The organism is Micromonospora sp. RB23 (assembly GCF_053585025.1).
In genome coordinates, this window is record NZ_CM132111.1 from 1,573,835 (window position 1) to 1,589,999 (window position 16,165).

At 72.9% G+C, this 16,165-nt stretch carries 10 protein-coding genes; 3 read left to right on the forward strand and 7 right to left on the reverse strand.

Features of this window, described 5'->3' with window-relative positions; translation table 11 throughout:
• Positions 1 to 2: 2 nt before the first annotated feature.
• The 3 genes from ACTFTM_RS07335 to ACTFTM_RS07345 all read right to left on the reverse strand — a co-directional run bounded on the left by ACTFTM_RS07335 (position 3) and on the right by ACTFTM_RS07345 (position 4,672).
• Complete coding sequence (locus ACTFTM_RS07335) at positions 3 to 1,574, reverse strand: metallophosphoesterase (RefSeq protein ID WP_449565081.1); 1,572 nt, start codon at positions 1,572 to 1,574, stop codon at positions 3 to 5.
• Positions 1,575 to 1,635: 61 nt separating this feature from the next.
• Positions 1,636 to 2,808 (reverse strand): PQQ-dependent sugar dehydrogenase, encoded by a 1,173-nt coding sequence (locus tag ACTFTM_RS07340; RefSeq protein ID WP_449565082.1) that lies wholly within the window; start codon positions 2,806 to 2,808, stop codon positions 1,636 to 1,638.
• A gap of 46 nt (positions 2,809 to 2,854) precedes the next feature.
• On the reverse strand, positions 2,855 to 4,672 hold the full coding sequence (locus ACTFTM_RS07345) for a SpoIIE family protein phosphatase (RefSeq protein ID WP_449565083.1): 1,818 nt from the start codon (positions 4,670 to 4,672) through the stop codon (positions 2,855 to 2,857).
• Positions 4,673 to 4,831: 159 nt separating this feature from the next.
• Here ACTFTM_RS07345 and ACTFTM_RS07350 point away from each other — a divergent pair, with 159 nt between their 5' ends.
• A complete protein-coding gene (locus tag ACTFTM_RS07350) occupies positions 4,832 to 5,758 on the forward strand; it encodes a 2-hydroxyacid dehydrogenase (RefSeq protein ID WP_449565084.1) in 927 nt (308 codons plus the stop codon).
• Positions 5,759 to 5,782: 24 nt separating this feature from the next.
• Here the strand turns inward: ACTFTM_RS07350 and ACTFTM_RS07355 are convergent, their stop codons facing one another.
• A complete protein-coding gene (locus tag ACTFTM_RS07355) occupies positions 5,783 to 6,175 on the reverse strand; it encodes a PH domain-containing protein (RefSeq protein WP_449565085.1) in 393 nt (130 codons plus the stop codon).
• A 244-nt stretch (positions 6,176 to 6,419) separates the two neighbouring features.
• On the opposite strand from ACTFTM_RS07355, the gene ACTFTM_RS07360 reads away from it, so the two are divergent.
• A complete protein-coding gene (locus ACTFTM_RS07360; protein ID WP_449565086.1) occupies positions 6,420 to 8,765 on the forward strand; it encodes an EAL domain-containing protein in 2,346 nt (781 codons plus the stop codon).
• A 9-nt stretch (positions 8,766 to 8,774) separates the two neighbouring features.
• On the opposite strand, the gene ACTFTM_RS07365 is transcribed toward ACTFTM_RS07360, so the two are convergent.
• Positions 8,775 to 9,794, reverse strand: coding sequence for a LacI family DNA-binding transcriptional regulator (locus ACTFTM_RS07365; RefSeq protein WP_449565087.1), 1,020 nt, complete (start codon positions 9,792 to 9,794; stop codon positions 8,775 to 8,777).
• Positions 9,795 to 9,917: 123 nt separating this feature from the next.
• Here ACTFTM_RS07365 and ACTFTM_RS07370 point away from each other — a divergent pair, with 123 nt between their 5' ends.
• On the forward strand, positions 9,918 to 12,362 hold the full coding sequence (locus ACTFTM_RS07370; RefSeq protein WP_449565088.1) for a glycosyl hydrolase 2 galactose-binding domain-containing protein: 2,445 nt from the start codon (positions 9,918 to 9,920) through the stop codon (positions 12,360 to 12,362).
• Between the two features lie 70 nt (positions 12,363 to 12,432).
• Here ACTFTM_RS07370 and ACTFTM_RS07375 read toward each other — a convergent pair whose 3' ends face one another.
• Together ACTFTM_RS07375 and ilvD are read right to left on the reverse strand one after the other, a co-directional pair.
• Entirely contained in the window at positions 12,433 to 14,034 is a 1,602-nt protein-coding gene (locus tag ACTFTM_RS07375; RefSeq protein ID WP_449565089.1) for a hypothetical protein, read from the reverse strand.
• A gap of 198 nt (positions 14,035 to 14,232) precedes the next feature.
• Entirely contained in the window at positions 14,233 to 16,080 is a 1,848-nt protein-coding gene (gene ilvD / locus ACTFTM_RS07380) for a dihydroxy-acid dehydratase (RefSeq protein WP_449565090.1), read from the reverse strand.
• Between the last annotated feature and the right edge of the window lie 85 nt (positions 16,081 to 16,165).

Below are 16,165 nucleotides of genomic sequence, written 5' to 3' on the forward strand. Positions count from 1 at the left end.
GCTCAGCGGGTCGGGGTGGGGGTGACCGAGGCGGGCGTGCCGGCGTTCGGGTCCTGCACGATGTGGCGTTCCAGGTTCACCTGGGCCTGGCCGGTGCCTCCGACGGTGATGTCGTCGTACGCCTGGAGCATCTTCTGCTGGTCGAAGTAGAGCACGCTCATCGACAGCGGGGTCGGCTTCTCGCCCTCCAGGCCGCGCAGCCCGGCCCCGCCCGTCGAGCCCTCCACGAACAGGGTGGTGGGCTGCTGACCGGCTGCCTGCGGCAGCTTGGAGACCTGCCGGGCGTGCGTGTGTCCGGCCAGCACCAACGGGCAGGTGCCCGCCAGCGGCCCGGCCGACGCCGGGTCGTGCACGAGGGCGATGTTGACCGGCCGCGGCGAGTTGCGGATCGTCGCGGCGAGCTGCTCACCCGCGCCGATCACCTGGTCCGCCACCTCCTGGGTCAACCCGCTGCCGGCCGGCGAGGTGTTCTTGTCCGGGGTGAAGCGCGGGTCGCCGATGCCGGCGATGGTCAGCCCCGCCACCGTGGTCGTCGAGTTGTTCAGCACGATCGCGTTCGGCTGACGCGCCACCGCGGCGCCGGTCTTACCCGAGTCGTGGTTGCCCCGGATGAACACGTACGGCTTCTTGAGCAGGCTGATCGAGCCGACGAACGACGCCTCCGGCTCACTGCCCCAGTCGGTGATGTCGCCGGTGTCGATGACCACGTCGATGCCGAACTGCTCCACCACCGTGCGGATCAGTTGCCAGCCGGTCGGGTTGAGGTGCATGTCGGAGACGTGCAGGACCCGGGTGGTGCCCGGCGCGGGGTCCAGCACCGGCAACGCCGACACCGTCGTGTAGAGCTGACTGACGTTGCCCACGATGCGTTGGAGCTGCTCGGCGTACTTGGTGTAGTCGTTGGCGATGCGGCGGGCGTCACCGACGATCGCCGGCGCGTTGACCAGCAGACCCTCGTAGCGTGGCTCCTCGATCGCCTGTGGGCGCAGCGTCGCGGCGGCCGTGCCGAGGCTGCCGGCGGTGACCAGCAGCGCCAAGCCGCCCGCCCACGCCGTACGCCGCACGTCCCGGAAGACCAACGCGGCCAGGATGAGGGTGACCAGCACCGCCGAGGCGAGAGTACGCAGGCCGAGCCGCATCACCCCGGAGCGCACGTCCTCCACAGCGCTCTGGCTGGCCCGGCTGATGCTCGCCGGGTCGTCGAGCAGCGCCTCGGTGCGTCCCTGGTCGAGCGCGCCGAGCCGGACGGTGAGGTGCGTCGGGCCGCTGTGGCTGTCGATCAGCAGCGCGCCCAGCGGCGGCACGTCGATGGTCGTCCCGCCGTCGCCGGCGGGCGAGAGGGTGAGGTTGGCCCGGAACGGCCCGATGTCGGTGTCCACCCGACCACCGGCCAGCACGCCGAGCACCGCCCCGGCCAGGGCCACCACCAGCACGGCGAGGATCGTGCCCGTGCGCCGCACCGGTCCGCCGGGACGACCGATCCGCCGGCGGGTCGGGCGCGGCGGCTCGCCACCGGTCACCGGGTCGTCCCGGTCCTCGGCGTCGCCGTGCCGCTCGTCGCGTTGCCCGTCCATGCTGAGATTCTGACCTGCCCGTCGAGGGATCTTGGCAAACCTGGGCGGAAGGTGACGCAGGTCAGCTGCGGCCGCCGTCACCGCCGGCGAAGACCACCCGCAGGAGACGGTCGTCGTCCGCCGCCGGATCACCCCGCCCGTCGTGGTTGGAGGTGCTCACCCAGAGCGAGCCGTCGGGCGCGGCGGCCACGGCACGCAGCCGCCCGTACCGGTTGGTCAACAGCTCGCTGGGCTGCCCGAGCAGCGTGCCGGTGTCGGTCAGCTCCAGCACCCAGAGCCGCTTGCCGCGCAGGCAGCCGGTGACCAGCAGCCGGTCCGCGGCGGCCAGCCCGGAGCAGGACGCCTCGGACGTCGCCCACTGCGCGATCGGGTCGGTGTAGCGCTTGTCGCCGGCCTGCCCCTCGACCTCCGGCCAGCCGTAGTTGCCGCCCTTGGTGATCTGGTTGACCTCGTCCCAGGTGTTCTGGCCGAACTCCACGGCGTACATGCGCTTGGCCGCGTCCCAGGCGAAGCCCTGCACGTTGCGGTGGCCGAACGACCACACGGGCGAGCCGGGGAACGGGTTGCCCGGCGCGGGCTTGCCGTCGGTGGTGATCCGCAGGATCTTGCCGCCGAGACTCTTGGTGTCCTGCGCGTTGGGTCGTTCGCCCGCGTCACCGGTGCTGACGTAGAGCTGCCCGTCCGGCCCGAAGCCCAACCCACCGCCGTTGTGCACGTTCGCCTTCGGGATGCCGGTGAGGATCGGGGTGGGTTGCCCTCCGATCTGCAGGCGGGCGACCCGGTTGTCCTGCTCGGCGGTGTAGTAGACGAAGACCGTCCGGTCCTGGGCGTAGCCGGGGGAGACGGCGATGCCGAGCAGGCCGCCCTCACCCGCCGCCGCCACATCGTTGATCGTCTGCACGACCCGGACCCGTAGCCCGTCCGGGCCGGACTCCGGGCCCACCTGGAGGATCCGGCCGGTGTCCCGCTCGGTGACCAGCGCGCCGCCGTCGGGCAGGAACGCGATGGCCCACGGCACGCGCAGCCCCTTTGCCAGCACGGTGGTCACCGCCTGCCGGTCCGCGCCGCCGGGGTTCGCCGACGCCGACGGGGTCGGCAGGTTGGGTGGCTCACCCGCCGGGTCGGGTTCCGGCTCGCCGAAGCTGCAACCCGAGGCGAACAGCAGCGCCGCGCAGGACGCCGCGAGGACCGCCCGGAGGCGGCGGACGCGAGGGTACGGGGGACGGGCTCTCACCCGGCCCAGGGTAGCCCGCCGGACCGCCCGGCCGGACCCGCTGCTCTCAGCGGGCCCGGACCGCCAGCAGCGCCGTATCGTCCTCGCGGCGGTCGATCGAGGCGAGCAGCAGGTCGCACAGTTCGTCCAAGGGCAGCGTGTCGGTGCCGGTCAACCGGGCCACCAGCTCGGCGAGCCCGTCGTCGATGGACCGGTCCCGACGCTCGATCAGCCCGTCGGTGTAGAGCAGCAGCGTGTCTGACGGGGCGAGCCTCGTCGACCGGCTGGTCCGCGGCGTGGGCCGGGCCAGGCCGAGCAGCGGCTCCGGCGTCGCCTCGAGCACGTCCACCGCGCCGCCGGCGCGGACCACCAGGGCCGGCGGGTGTCCGGCGTTGCACCACGTCACGTCCCGGACACCGGAGCGCACCGGGCGGATGCGCACCAACGTGGCGGTGGCCGCGATGGGCAGTCGCAGACCGCGGATCGCCTCGTCCAGGTGGCTCACCAGTTCCCCGACCTCGTCGTGCCGGCCGAACGCGTTGCCGCGCACCAGGTTGCGGAGCTGACCCATGGTCGCGGCGGCCTCGATGTCGTGCCCGGCCACGTCCCCGATCGCCGCGATCAGGTCGCCGTCGGGCTGCACGAAGGCGTCGTACCAATCGCCACCGACCTCCACCCGCTCGGCCGCCGGCTGGTAGCGGGCCGCCAGCTCCAGGTCCGACACGAGCGGCAGCCGCGGCAGCATGCTGTGTTGCAGGACCTCGGCGACGTGCCGCTGCTCCCCGTACATCGAGCTGTTGCCGATGGCCTGCCCCGCGCGGCGGCCGATGTCCACGGCGGTGAGCAGGTCGCGGTCGTCGAACTGCTGGCGGCCGGGGGCGTTGACCAGGGTGATGGCGCCCAGCACGGTGCCCCCGGCGGCCCGCACCGGCACGCTGAGGTACGACGCGATGCCCAGCCGCTCGGCGATCGCCGGCAGCTCCGCGTCCGTGGTGCCCCGGGCCACGTCGGCCGGCGACGCCACCGGACCGAGCCGGGGCTGACCGGTCCGCAGCACCGAGCGAATCACCGACTCCTGGTTCAGGCCGGTCCGCAGCAGCCCGGCGAAGCGGTCGACGTCCGGCGTCCGGGCCTGGTCCCGGTGCGCCGCGACGACTTCCCGGGGCTGTCCCGTCGGCCCGGCCAGGATGAGCACGCACCAGTCGGCGAGCAGCGGCACCATGGCGGCGGTGAGCCGGCGCAGCGACGTGCCCACGTCCAGGGTGCCGGCCAGCGTCTCGCTGACACCGGCCAGCAGTTCCAGTCGTTGGTGCGCCCGTACGACCCGACGACGCGCCTCCTGCGCGCCGTCCAGCGCGATCCGCAGGCGCAACTCCGAGGAACAGGCTGCGGCGAGGTCGGACAGCGTCCGTAGCTGTCCGGCGGTCCACGCCCGGGGCTTGTTGTCGATGGCGCACAGCGAGCCGAGCACCCGGCCGGAGAGGTCGGTCAACGGCATCCCGGCGTACGCGACGACGCCGAGGTCGTCGATGGCGAGGTTGTCCCGTACGCGGGGGTAGAGCCGGGCGTCCGGCAGCACCATCGGCACTTCGGTGTCCACCACGTGCTGGCAGAACGAATGGCTCAACGGGGTCTGCCGCCGCTGCGACCACGGCTCGGGCAGACCGACCGCGCCCGGGAAGAACTGCCGGTCGGCGGAGACCAGCGAGACCAGCGCGACCGGCACCTCCAGCAGGTCGCTGACCAGTCGGGCGAACCGGTCGAACGCCTCGTCCGGGGCCGCGTCCAGCCCCGTGTCGGCGAGCGCGCGCAGGCGCGCCGTGTCGCCGAGCGCCGGAGGTGAGGCGTTCGAACGTCGCGCGCTGGCGGGGGAGCCGTCGGTCATCGAACACCTGTCTGCCGGGGTGGAGGCCGACCGAGCCCCCGATCCTCGGTTATACCTCGCCGTGGCCGGGTCCAAAACCAGTGTGTCGCGTCTCGCCCGGAGGGCGGGGTTCCGCCGTGCCCGCGCCGGCCGTCGTGGCGACGGCTATCGTCGGCGGACGTGAAGGTATGGATTCCGCACCGGGCCGGCCTGGACCTCGTCGGCGAGCTGCCCCCGGGCGTGACGGTGGAGGTCGCCGAACACGCAGACCGCCTGCCGTCCGCCGTTGCCGACGTCCGCTTCTGGGTGCCGCCGTTCCTGAGCGGTTCGGACGCCACCGCGCTGCTGGGTGAGCTGCCCGACGTGGAGGTGGTGCAACTGCTCTCCGCCGGGGCGGACACCTGGGTCGGCCGGATGCCCGACGGGGTCACCCTCTGCGACGCCCGGGGGGTGCACGATCCGTCCACCGCCGAGTGGGTGGTCACCGCGATCCTGGCGCAGCTCCGGGCGTTTCCCGCCTTCGTCCGCGCGCAGGCGCAGCGGCGGTGGGCGTACGACGGCAACACGCCGACGGACGAGCTGACCGGCAAGCGGGTGCTGATCGTCGGGGCCGGCTCGATCGGCACGGCGGTACGCGACCGGCTCGCGCCGTTCGGCGTGAGCTTCACCCTCGTCGCCCGCAGCGCCCGGCCGGAGCAGTCGGTGCACGCCGTCGCGGAGCTGCCGCGGCTGCTGCCCGACGCCGACGTGGTGGTGGTGTTGGTGCCGCTCACCGACCAGACGCGCGGTCTGATCGACAAGGACTTCCTGACCGCGATGCCCGACGGGGCGCTGCTGGTCAACGCGGCCCGTGGTCCGGTGGCGCGTACCGACGCGCTCGTCGCCGAACTGGCCACCGGCCGGATCTCGGCCGCGCTGGACGTCACCGACCCGGAACCGTTGCCCGCCGAGTCTCCCTTGTGGACGATGCCGAACGTGCTGCTCACCCCGCACGTGGCGGGGTCGGTGCGGGGGTTGCTGCCGCGTGCGTACCGGCTGGTCGGCGAGCAGGTACGACGGTTCGCCGCCGGTGAACCGCTCACCAACAGGGTGGTCGACGGCTACTGATCCGGCGGGCGGTCGCGGTACGCCCTAGGCGCCGGGCGTCTCGGCCGCCTCGTCCGGCAGGGTCTGGCCGGTGGCCGAGACCAGTCGGGGCAGGTCGGTGCCGCGTACCGCCGGCAGGACGACCTGCCGGCCGTCGTCGAGTCGGGCGACGGCCCGTCCGCGTGCGTCGGTGGCGAACTCGACGACGTGGTCCCAGCCGATCCGGCGTTGCCCGAACAGCGCCCGCAGGCGCAGCTCCCGGGGGTCGGCGTCGGTGCCGGCCCGCCAGGCCCACACCCCGACGCCGAGGGGGACGAGCAGCACCGGCAGCAGGTACGCCCGGGCGTTCGCCAGCGGCAGGGCGCCGATGAAGGCGATGACCGCGGCGACCAGGATGGCTTGGTTGAAACGGAAGCGGACCGTGTCGGGCGTACTCACCCTGCGATGATCCCACCCCTGGTCGGCGGGGGTCGCGGCGGGCGGTGTCACGGAGGCCCGTACGCCGTACAGTGACATGGGTCACTGCTTCGTGCCGATGGCCGAGGCGTAACCAAGCCGGTCGCCGGTCGTTTCTCAGTGTTGGGCAGCGGACTCGCAACATCCGCCGTCCCGCACCACCGCACCACCGCCGCACCATCTGCACCGCCGCACCGCCCCGTGCCCCCTCACGAAGGCGACCGCCGTGCTCCTCGCGTACCCGTTCCGTTTTCTCGTCCCCCGCCGGGCGGCCCCGGAGGCCGCCGTGTCCACGGCCGTGGCGCTGCTCGTCCTCGCCGGCGCGGCCGCGGTGGTCCCGACACCGGTGGTGATCGCGCTGGCCGGTGGCGCGGGCGCCACCCTCGCCGGCGTACGACTCTCCCGGCTGGCCGCCCGCCGGCCCACCGCGCCGCCGTCGACCGGCTCGTGGCGGGTGTCGGCGGTCCTGCTCGACGCGGCGGTGGTGGCGGCCGGCTGGGTCGCTGCCGCGCTGCCGCTGGTCGACACCCGGCAGCGCACGGTCGCGTTGCTCGGGTCGCTCACCGTCGCGGTCCTGTCCGTGGCCGGGCTGCGCGGGCTTCCGGCGCGAACGCCCTCGCGGGGCCGCCTACGGACGGTGGTCGAGGCGGCCGGCCCGACGGTCGGGCTGACCCTCGCCGGGTGGTTGCTCCTGCCCGTCGACACTCTCCGCGCGCCGGCCCGGCTGGTCGGGGCGCTGGCGCTGGCGGGGTTGGGCAACGCCGCGCTCAGCGCGTTCACCGGCGCCGGGCGGCGCTCGGGTCACGCGACCTGCCGGGGAGGCGTCCTGCTCACCCTGGCCGGGTTGGCGCTGTTGACGATCCTGCCGCCCGCGTCGACGGGGCGCGCGCCGCTTCTCGCGGTGCCGCCGCTGGTGCTCGGCATGCTGCTGACCGCCCTCGGCGCGACATCCGCGGTAGCGGCGGCCAGTGCGACGTCGTCGGCCGGTCGGCCCGCCACGACCTGGCCCCGGACGGTGGTCCCGGCGTCGGTGCTGCTGCTCGCGGCGGGCCTGCACCTCGGTTCTGGTCGCGCTCCGGACCGGACGAGTCTGCTGCTCGCCCTGGCAGCGGTGCCACCTCTGGTGCTGCGGGAGTTGCTGCGCGGCGGTGACGGGGGCGGTCCCGAGCGGCAGGCCGCGCACCGCCGGGCCACCGACCACGCGATCCGCCGCCGGGAGCCGCAACCGCCGTGGGAGACCCCGACGGCCGGGTCGTTGACTCCCGCGGCCGACGTCGACGCGACGTGGCCCGACACGGGTGTCTCCTGGTCGCGGCACGGCCTCGGCCCGGCTGGCGACGGGCCGGGCGACCGGGCTGCCCTGCTCGCCGCCCTCGCCGCGATCGGCGACGTGCCCGCGCCGGCCGGCGCGCTGCTCCTGGTGGAGCTGCATGGCATCGAGGGGCTGGGTCCGGTGGCCCGCGAGGACGCGCTCGCCGAGGCGGCCCTGCGGGCGCGGGCGGTCGTCGCGCCCGGCGATCTGGTGACCGCCTGCGCCAGCGCCGGCTTCGCGGTGGTCACCGGTGCGGGGCCGGTGCTGGCGTACGCGCTGGGCACCCGGCTGCTGGCCACGCTCACCTCGCCGTACCGGTTGGCCGGGTCGGTGCTGCGCGTGCAGGCGAGCATCGGGCTGGCCGAGGTGGGTGGCGCGGGGCCGGCCGACGTGCTCCGCCAGGCCGAGCTGGCCCGGCGGCGGGCGGTGCAGTTGGGCCGGGACCGGGTCGAGTGGTACGACGCGTTCCTGGAGGAGCAGTTGGTCCGTCGGCTCGACCTGGAACGTGAGCTGCCGGGCGCGGTCGCCCGGGGCGAGCTGGACCTGGTCTACCAGCCGGTGCTCGACCTGACCGACCGGCAGCCGGTGGGCGCGGAGGCGCTGCTGCGGTGGCGCAGCCCGGTGCTCGGCACGGTGCTCCCGGCCGAGCTGCTGCCGGTCGCCGAGGATCTGGATCTGGTCGGCGAGTTGGAGTGGTGGGTGCTGGACCGGGCCTGCCGCCAGTTGAGCGCCTGGTCCGCGGGCTCCCGGGAGCTGTGGATGGCCGTCAACGTGACCACCCGCGAGCTGACCACGCCCGACTTCGTGCAGCGGGTGGCGGCGGTCCTGGCCGCGTACGGGGTGCTGCCGGAGCGCCTGGTGGTGGAGGTGGCCGAGCCGAGGATCGCCGCCGACCTGTCGACAGTGGTCGCCCGGCTGGCGGGTCTGCGGTCGCTTGGCGTACGCACCGCGCTCGACGACTTCCGGCCCGAACACGCCTCGCTGGCCCACCTGCGGCGACTGCCGATCGACCTGCTGAAGGTGGGTCCCGACCTGGTCGGGGCGGAGCCGACGGGGCAGCCGCCGCTGATCGACGTGGTGGTCAACGTCGGTGAGCGGTTGGGCGTGGAGATCGTCGCGGAGGGGTTGGAGTCGCCCACCCAGGTCGAGGGAGCCCACCGGGCGGGGTGTCGTTACGGGCAGGGCTTCGCGCTGTCCCGTCCGGCGACCGCCGAGCGCGTCGAGGCGTACTTCGAGGAGTTTCCCTCGGCGTACCGGTGATGAACCGGTTCACCTCTGCCGGGGCGGTGCCGTGCTGCCCCGCGCGGTCAACTGCGGCGTCTCGTCCCGCAGCCGCGTCGCCGGCTCGCCCGCGATGACGCCGAGCAGGTGCCGGGCCGCGTGCGCGCCGTACGCGGAGATGTCGCGGCCCAGCGCCGTCAACGGCGGGTGCACCAGCCGGCACAGCGGCGAGTCGTCCCAGGCCACGATGGACAGGTCGGCCGGCACGCTCAGGCCCATCTCCTGGGCCACCGAGAGCCCCGCGATGGCCATCACGTCGTTGTCGTAGATAACGGCGGTGGGCCGCGCGGTGGCGCTGAGCAGTCGTCGGGTGGCCCGCCCGCCCTCCTCGCCGGTGTAGTCGGAGAAGACGGTGACGGTCTCGGTCAGACCGAGTCGTTGGCAGACCGCCGCGAAGGCGTCGGTACGGATCTCGGTGTGCCGCAGGTCGGGCAGGCCGCCGACCCGGGCGATCCGGCGGTGCCCGAGCGCGACCAGGTACTCCACCGCCTCGGTCAGCGCCGCCGCGTCGTCCGAGAACAGGCTGGCCAACTCCCCGGTGCCGCCCGGCCCACCGATGACGACGGCCGGCAGGCGCAACTGTTCCAGCGCGGGGATGCGCTGATCGTCGGTGCGCAGGTCGCAGACGAGCACCCCGTCCACCCGGCGCTCGCCCCACCACCGCCGGTAGACGGCGATCTCGGCGTCGTGGTCGGCCACCACCTGCAACGTCAGCGCGTACGAGCGGGCCGACAGTTCGGCCTCCACGCCACTGATCAGCGCCATGAAGAACGGCTCGACGCCGAGCGTCCGCGCCGGCCGGCACAGGGCCAGGCCGACGGCACGGGCGGTGGCGGCGGACAGTGCCCGCGCGGCGCTGCTGGGACTGAACCCGATCTCGGTGGCGATGGCGAGGATGCGCTGCCGGGTGGCCTCGGAGACGCCGGGCTGCCCGTTCAACGCGTACGACACGGCGCCCTTGGACACCCCCGCGCGTCGGGCGACGTCCGCGATGGTCGGCCGCTTCACCGGCGTGCTCCTTGGTTGCTGAGGGGGCCGTCAACCGGTCTTTGACAGCCCGGAGGTCGGATCGTACGGTGGCTGAGCTTATCCGGTTCAGCTAACGTCTCGATCACGAAGGTGCGGTGCATCGTGAGCCGACAGGTCCTGCACGACGGCTGGACGCTGCGGGTGACATCCGGGGCGGACGTGCCCGCGCGGATCGCCGACCGGACGGTGCCGGCGACCGTGCCCGGGTGTGTCCACACCGACCTGCTCGACGCCGGGCTGATCCCCGACCCGTACCTCGACGACAACGAGCTGTCCCTGACCTGGATCGGCCACGCCGACTGGCGCTACCGGACGACCTTCCGGTCGCCGGCCGGTGACCACGACCGGGTCGACCTCGTCTGCGGCGGCCTCGACACCGTCGCCACCGTCAGCGTCAACGGTGTCGAGGTCGGCCGCACCGAGAACATGCACCGCGGCTACCGGTTCGACGTGCGCGCGCTGCTGCGCGACGGCGACAACGAGCTGACCGTCGCGTTCGACTCCGTGTACCGCTACGCCGAGGCGCAACGTAACCGACTCGGCGACCGACCCAACGCGTACCCGGAGCCCTTCCAGTTCGTCCGCAAGATGGCCTGCAACTTCGGCTGGGACTGGGGTCCGACGCTGGTCACCGCCGGCATCTGGCAGGACATCGGCCTGCATGCCTGGTCCACCGCCCGGCTGGCCACCGTCCGTCCGCTGGTCACCCTCGACGGCCGTGACGGCCGGGTCGAGGTGCACGTCGAGGTCGAGCGGGCCGCCGACGTCCCACTGACCGTCCGGGCCTCCGTCGGTGGCGTCCGCGCCGAGGCCGTCGTCGAGGCCGGCCAGCGCACGGCCGTGCTGACCCTCGCCGTCCGCGAGCCCGCGCTCTGGTGGCCCAGGGGGTACGGCGAGCAGGCCCGCCACCTGCTGGACGTGGCCCTGCACGCGCCGGACGGGAACACCCTGGACTCCTGGTCCCGGCGGATCGGCTTCCGCTCGGTCCGGCTGGACACCACCCCCGACGAGCACGGCACCCCGTTCGCGCTCTCGGTCAACGACGTGCCGGTCTTCGTCCGGGGCGTCAACTGGATCCCCGACGACGTGTTCCCCACCCGGATCACCCGGGAGCGACTCGCGGAGCGGTTCGACCAGGCCGCCGACGCCAACGTCAACCTGCTGCGCGTCTGGGGCGGCGGCCGGTACGAGTCGGAAGACTTCTACGACCTCGCCGACGAACGCGGCTTGCTCGTCCAACAGGACTTCCTCTTCGCCTGCGCCGCGTACCCCGAGGAGGAGCCGTTCGCCACCGAGGTGGCCGCCGAGGCCGCCGAGCAGGTGACCCGCCTGACACCGCACCCGTCGCTGGTGCTCTGGACCGGCAACAACGAGAACATCTGGGGCTGGCACGACTGGGACTGGCAGGAATCCCTCGCGGGCCGCACCTGGGGGCGCGGCTACTACCTCGACGTGCTGCCGCGCGTCGTCGGCGAGCTGGACCCGACCCGCCCGTACTGGCCGGGCAGCCCCTGGTCGGGCACCGAGACCATCCACCCCAACGACCCGGCGCACGGCACCACCCACATCTGGGACGTGTGGAACACCGACGACTACACGAAGTACCGCGAGTACGTGCCCCGCTTCGTGGCCGAGTTCGGCTACCAGGGCCCACCCGCGTACGCCACCCTGCGCCGGGCGTTGAGCGACGAACCGCTCGCGCCCGACTCACCGGGCATGGCCCACCACCAGAAGGCGGTCGGCGGTGACGCCAAGCTCCAGCGGGGCCTGGACGCCCACCTGCCCGCACCTGCCGACTTCGACGACTGGCACTACCTCACCCAGCTCAACCAGGCGCGGGCCATCCAGCTCGGCGTGGAGCACTTCCGCTCCCATCGCGACGTCTGCGCCGGCACGATCGTCTGGCAGCTCAACGACTGCTGGCCGGTGACCTCCTGGTCGGCCGTCGACGGCGACGGCCGCCGCAAACCCCTGTGGTACGCGCTGCGCCACGCGTACACCGACCGGCTGCTGACCGTGCAACCCCGCGACGGTGGGCTGGCCCTGGTCGCGGTGAACGACAGCGCTCGGCCGTGGCAGGCGTCGGTTCCGGTGACCCGGCTGACCCTGAGCGGTGAACCTCGGGCGAAGACGACGGTGGAGGTGGACGTCCCGGCGTACTCCTCGGTGGTGCTGGCGCTGCCGGCGGAGCTGGCGCGGCCGGACGAGAGCCGTCGTGAGCTGCTGGTCGCGGAGGCCGGCGGCATTGCGGAGCGTGCGCTGTGGTTCTTCGCCGAGGACCGGGAGATCGAGTGGCCGACGGCGGCGTGGGACGCCACGGTCGAGCCGGTCGACGGCGGTCAGCGGGTCCGGGTGACGGCGCGCACGGTGCTGCGCGACCTGACCCTCTTCCCGGACCGGCTGGACGCCTCGGCATCCGTCGACAAGGCCCTGGTCACGCTGCTACCGGGTGAGTCGGCCACGTTCATGGTGCGGTCCGAGGCCGCGCTGGACGTCGACGCGCTGACGCGCCGCCCGGTGCTTCGCGCCGTCAACGACCTCACCTGATGAACACACGGTCGCCGATGTCGCGGTATCCATTGGACGGGATACCGCGACATCGGCGACGTCGGGTCGATCAGATGGCAGCAGGGAGGCTCGTGAACACCAACGGCCCGGACGGCGCCGGACTGCCCCCGTTGGGGTAGCCCCATCCGGCGGTGTTGCCGGCCGCGGTGGTGAGCGAGAACCCTACTGTGTACGTCCCCGGCGGCAGGTCGCGGAAGTAGACCGACAGCGAGACCTGTCCGTCGGCCCCGACCCGGATGCCACCGTTCGCACCGCCGACGGAGTGGCCGAGGGAGTTGTAGATGGTGGTCGAGTAGCCGTCGATCGGAGCGAGCGTGACGTCGTCGATGGTGACGCGGATGCTGATGCCGTTGAACACATCGCCTGGCCGGGCCTCGGTGCTGCTCAAAGCGGCCGCCGTCGCCACCGGCCGGGCTGTGTCCGGCATCCGCGTGGCCGTCAGACCGAGTGCCGGCCGGCCGTAGTGCGCGCCGTACACGGAGACCGAGCCGGCCTCGTCGGTGAGCAGGATGCCCTCGATGGTGCAGACGCTGTTCAATGTGTTGATTTCGGCCGGGAGCGCGTAGGTGCCCGCCGGGCCTTCGGTCAGCACCTGATTCCAGGTCGAGCAGCCCCGGGTCTCCGTGGTGGCGGTCAGCTTGCCCTGGACCCCGGTCGCGTTGAAGGTCAGAGTCGTCGTCGCCGACTCGCGCCAGTTGTTCAGCAACGTCGGGTTCAACGCGAAACCGGTAGCGTCGATGGCCTCGTTGCGGGTCACCCGCACCGTCGGCGCCTCCATGCCGGTGTAGCGCTTCGTGTTGCCGGCGCGGTCGGTCAGGCTGACCGACTTCACCGTCCAGTCGCCGGTGGGGCTGCCGGCCGGCAGGGTCACCGGCACGGTGCAGATGACGTACCAGATATCCCAGTTCTGGTTGTCGCCACAGAGTAGGTAACCCTGGTCGTTCTTCGTCAGGGTGATCGGCGCCGCGACCTCGGCCGTGCCGGGGCCGTCCAGCACGATACGACCCTTCCAGAAGCCTGCGCCGGGCTCGTCGAAGGCGTACAGGCCGTATCGGAGGGTCACGCCGGAACCGTCGTCGTAGACCACGTTCCTGGTCGGCGATTCGAGCCAGACATGTTCCGTCGTCGGCGGTGCGGTGTCCGGGGTCTGCGTGGCGTTCAGCACGGCGGCCGGACTGATCTTGTCGCCGGAGAGCGTCCGCGTCGTGCCCTGATCGTCGGTCGCGGTGATCTTCGTGACCCGGTAGGTCACCGGCGCGGTCGGGCCGTACTCGGTCACCAGGAAGTCGTACGCGTACGACGAGCTGGCGATCCCGCCGGTGTACGGCGAAACCACGGGCCAGCCCCGGTTGAGGGCGAAGCGGACCTGCTCCACCGGACCGATCGCGGTGGCGCCCTGGTAAGCCTGCACGTAGATGCTGCCGTTGAGGTCGCGGGCGGTGGTCGACGTGTCGGTCACCGTCCAGTTCAGAGTGACGGTGGTGCCGCCCCCGGTGGTGTCGACGTGGTCGGTGGCGAACGCGATGTCGGAGAAGGCGATCGTCGGCTTCGACGCCGCGACGGCCGGCACCGGAGCCGCCGCCACCAGCGTCGTCGCGACGGTGACTGTGGTCAGCAGGCGTGAGAGTGTTCGAAGGCGCGCAGGAACCATGGCTGTCCTCCCCGTGAGGCTGCGATCGGACCGAACCGGATCCGTCGCCGCTGGCCGCCGTTCGGCGGAACGAGCCCGCAGCGTAGTCGACGCACGTGTGTCCCGGCGCCCTTGATCCACACACGAGATCGCCGATGTCGTGGCATCCCGTTGTGGGGATACCGCGACATCGGCGAAGTCGCTTCGATCAAGCGGCGCTTACTCGGGGACGCGGCGGTAGGCGCCGTCGCTGGCCGAGGTGGCCATCGAGGCGTACGCGCGCAACGCCGCCGACACCGGCCGCTGCCGGTCGGTCGGGGTGTACGGCTTGTCGCGCTTCTCCTCCGCCACCCGCCGCGCCTCCAGTTCGTCGGCGGGCACGTTCAGCTCGATGGACCGGGCCGGGATGTCGATGACGATCTCGTCGCCCTCCCGGACCAGCGCGATCAGCCCGCCGGAGGCTGCCTCGGGGGAGGCGTGCCCGATGGAGAGGCCGGACGTGCCGCCGGAGAAACGGCCGTCGGTGAGCAGCGCGCAGGACCGGCCCAGACCGCGACCCTTGAGGAACGAGGTGGGGTACAGCATCTCCTGCATGCCGGGGCCACCCTTGGGCCCCTCGTAGCGGATCACCACGACGTCCCCGGCGACGACCTCCTTGGCGAGGATCGCGGTGACGGCGTCGTCCTGCGACTCGTACACCTTCGCCGGGCCGCGGAACGTCAGGCAGTCGTCCGGCACCCCGGCGGTCTTCACGACGCAGCCCTCCGGGGCCAGGTTGCCGTGCAGGATGGCCAGGCCGCCGTCGGCGGAGTACGCGTGCTCGCGGTCGCGGATGCAGCCCTCGGCGGCGTCGGTGTCCAGGGACGACCAGCGGTTGGTGGTGGAGAAGGGCTCGACGGTACGCACCCCGCCCGGCGCGGCGTGGAACAGCTCGACCGCCTCCGGCGTCGGCGAGCCGCCGCGCACGTCCCAGTCGGTCAGCCACTGGGCCAGCGAGGGGGAGTGCACGGCGTGCACGTCCCGGTTGAGCTGCCCGGCCCGGTCCAGTTCACCGAGGATCGCGGGGATGCCGCCGGCGCGGTGCACGTCCTCCATGTGGTACTTCGGGGAGTTCGGGGCGACCTTCGCCAGGCAGGGCACCCGGCGGGAGATGGCGTCGATGTCGGCGACGCCGAAGTCCAGTTCCGCCTCGCGGGCGGCGGCGAGCAGGTGCAGCACCGTGTTGGTGGAGCCACCCATGGCCACGTCGAGGGCGACCGCGTTCTCGAAGGCGGCCCTGGACGCGACGGTGCGGGGGAGCACCGAGTCGTCGTCGCCGTCGTACCACCGCTTGGCGATGTCGACGACGGTCCGGCCGGCCTCGACGAAGAGCGACCGGCGCGCGGCGTGGGTGGCAAGCGTCGAACCGTTGCCGGGGAGCGCGAGCCCGATGGCCTCGGTGAGGCAGTTCATCGAGTTGGCGGTGAACATGCCCGAGCAGGAGCCGCAGGTGGGGCAGGCGGAGCGCTCGATCTCGCCGAGCTGGTCGTCGGTGACCGCCTCGTTCGACGAGGCGATCATCGCGTCGATCAGGTCGATCTTGCTGTGCACGACGCCCTCGATCGCCGCCGTCTTGCCGGCCTCCATCGGGCCGCCGGAGACGAAGACGGTCGGGATGTTGAGGCGCAGCGCGGCCAGCAGCATGCCCGGGGTGATCTTGTCGCAGTTCGAGATGCAGACCAGGGCGTCCGCGCAGTGCGCGTTGACCATGTACTCCACCGCGTCGGCGATCAGCTCGCGGCTGGGCAGGGAGTAGAGCATGCCGCCGTGCCCCATCGCGATGCCGTCGTCGACCGCGATCGTGTTGAACTCCCGACCGACGCCGCCGGCCTCGGCCACCGCGTCCGCGACCAGGCCGCCCATGTCCTTCAGGTGTACGTGACCCGGCACGAACTGGGTGAAACTGTTGGCGATGGCGACGATCGGCTTGCCGAAGTCGTCGTCGGTCATCCCGGTGGCCCGCCAGAGGGCCCGGGCGCCGGCCATCGTCCGACCGTGTGTGGACGTCCTCGATCGCAGCTCAGGCATGCGTACCAGCATGACACCGCCACCGCGCAGGACCCTGCGGGAGAGGGGCCGTGTCCCAACAGATGCACATCCGGTCTCCCGCGAC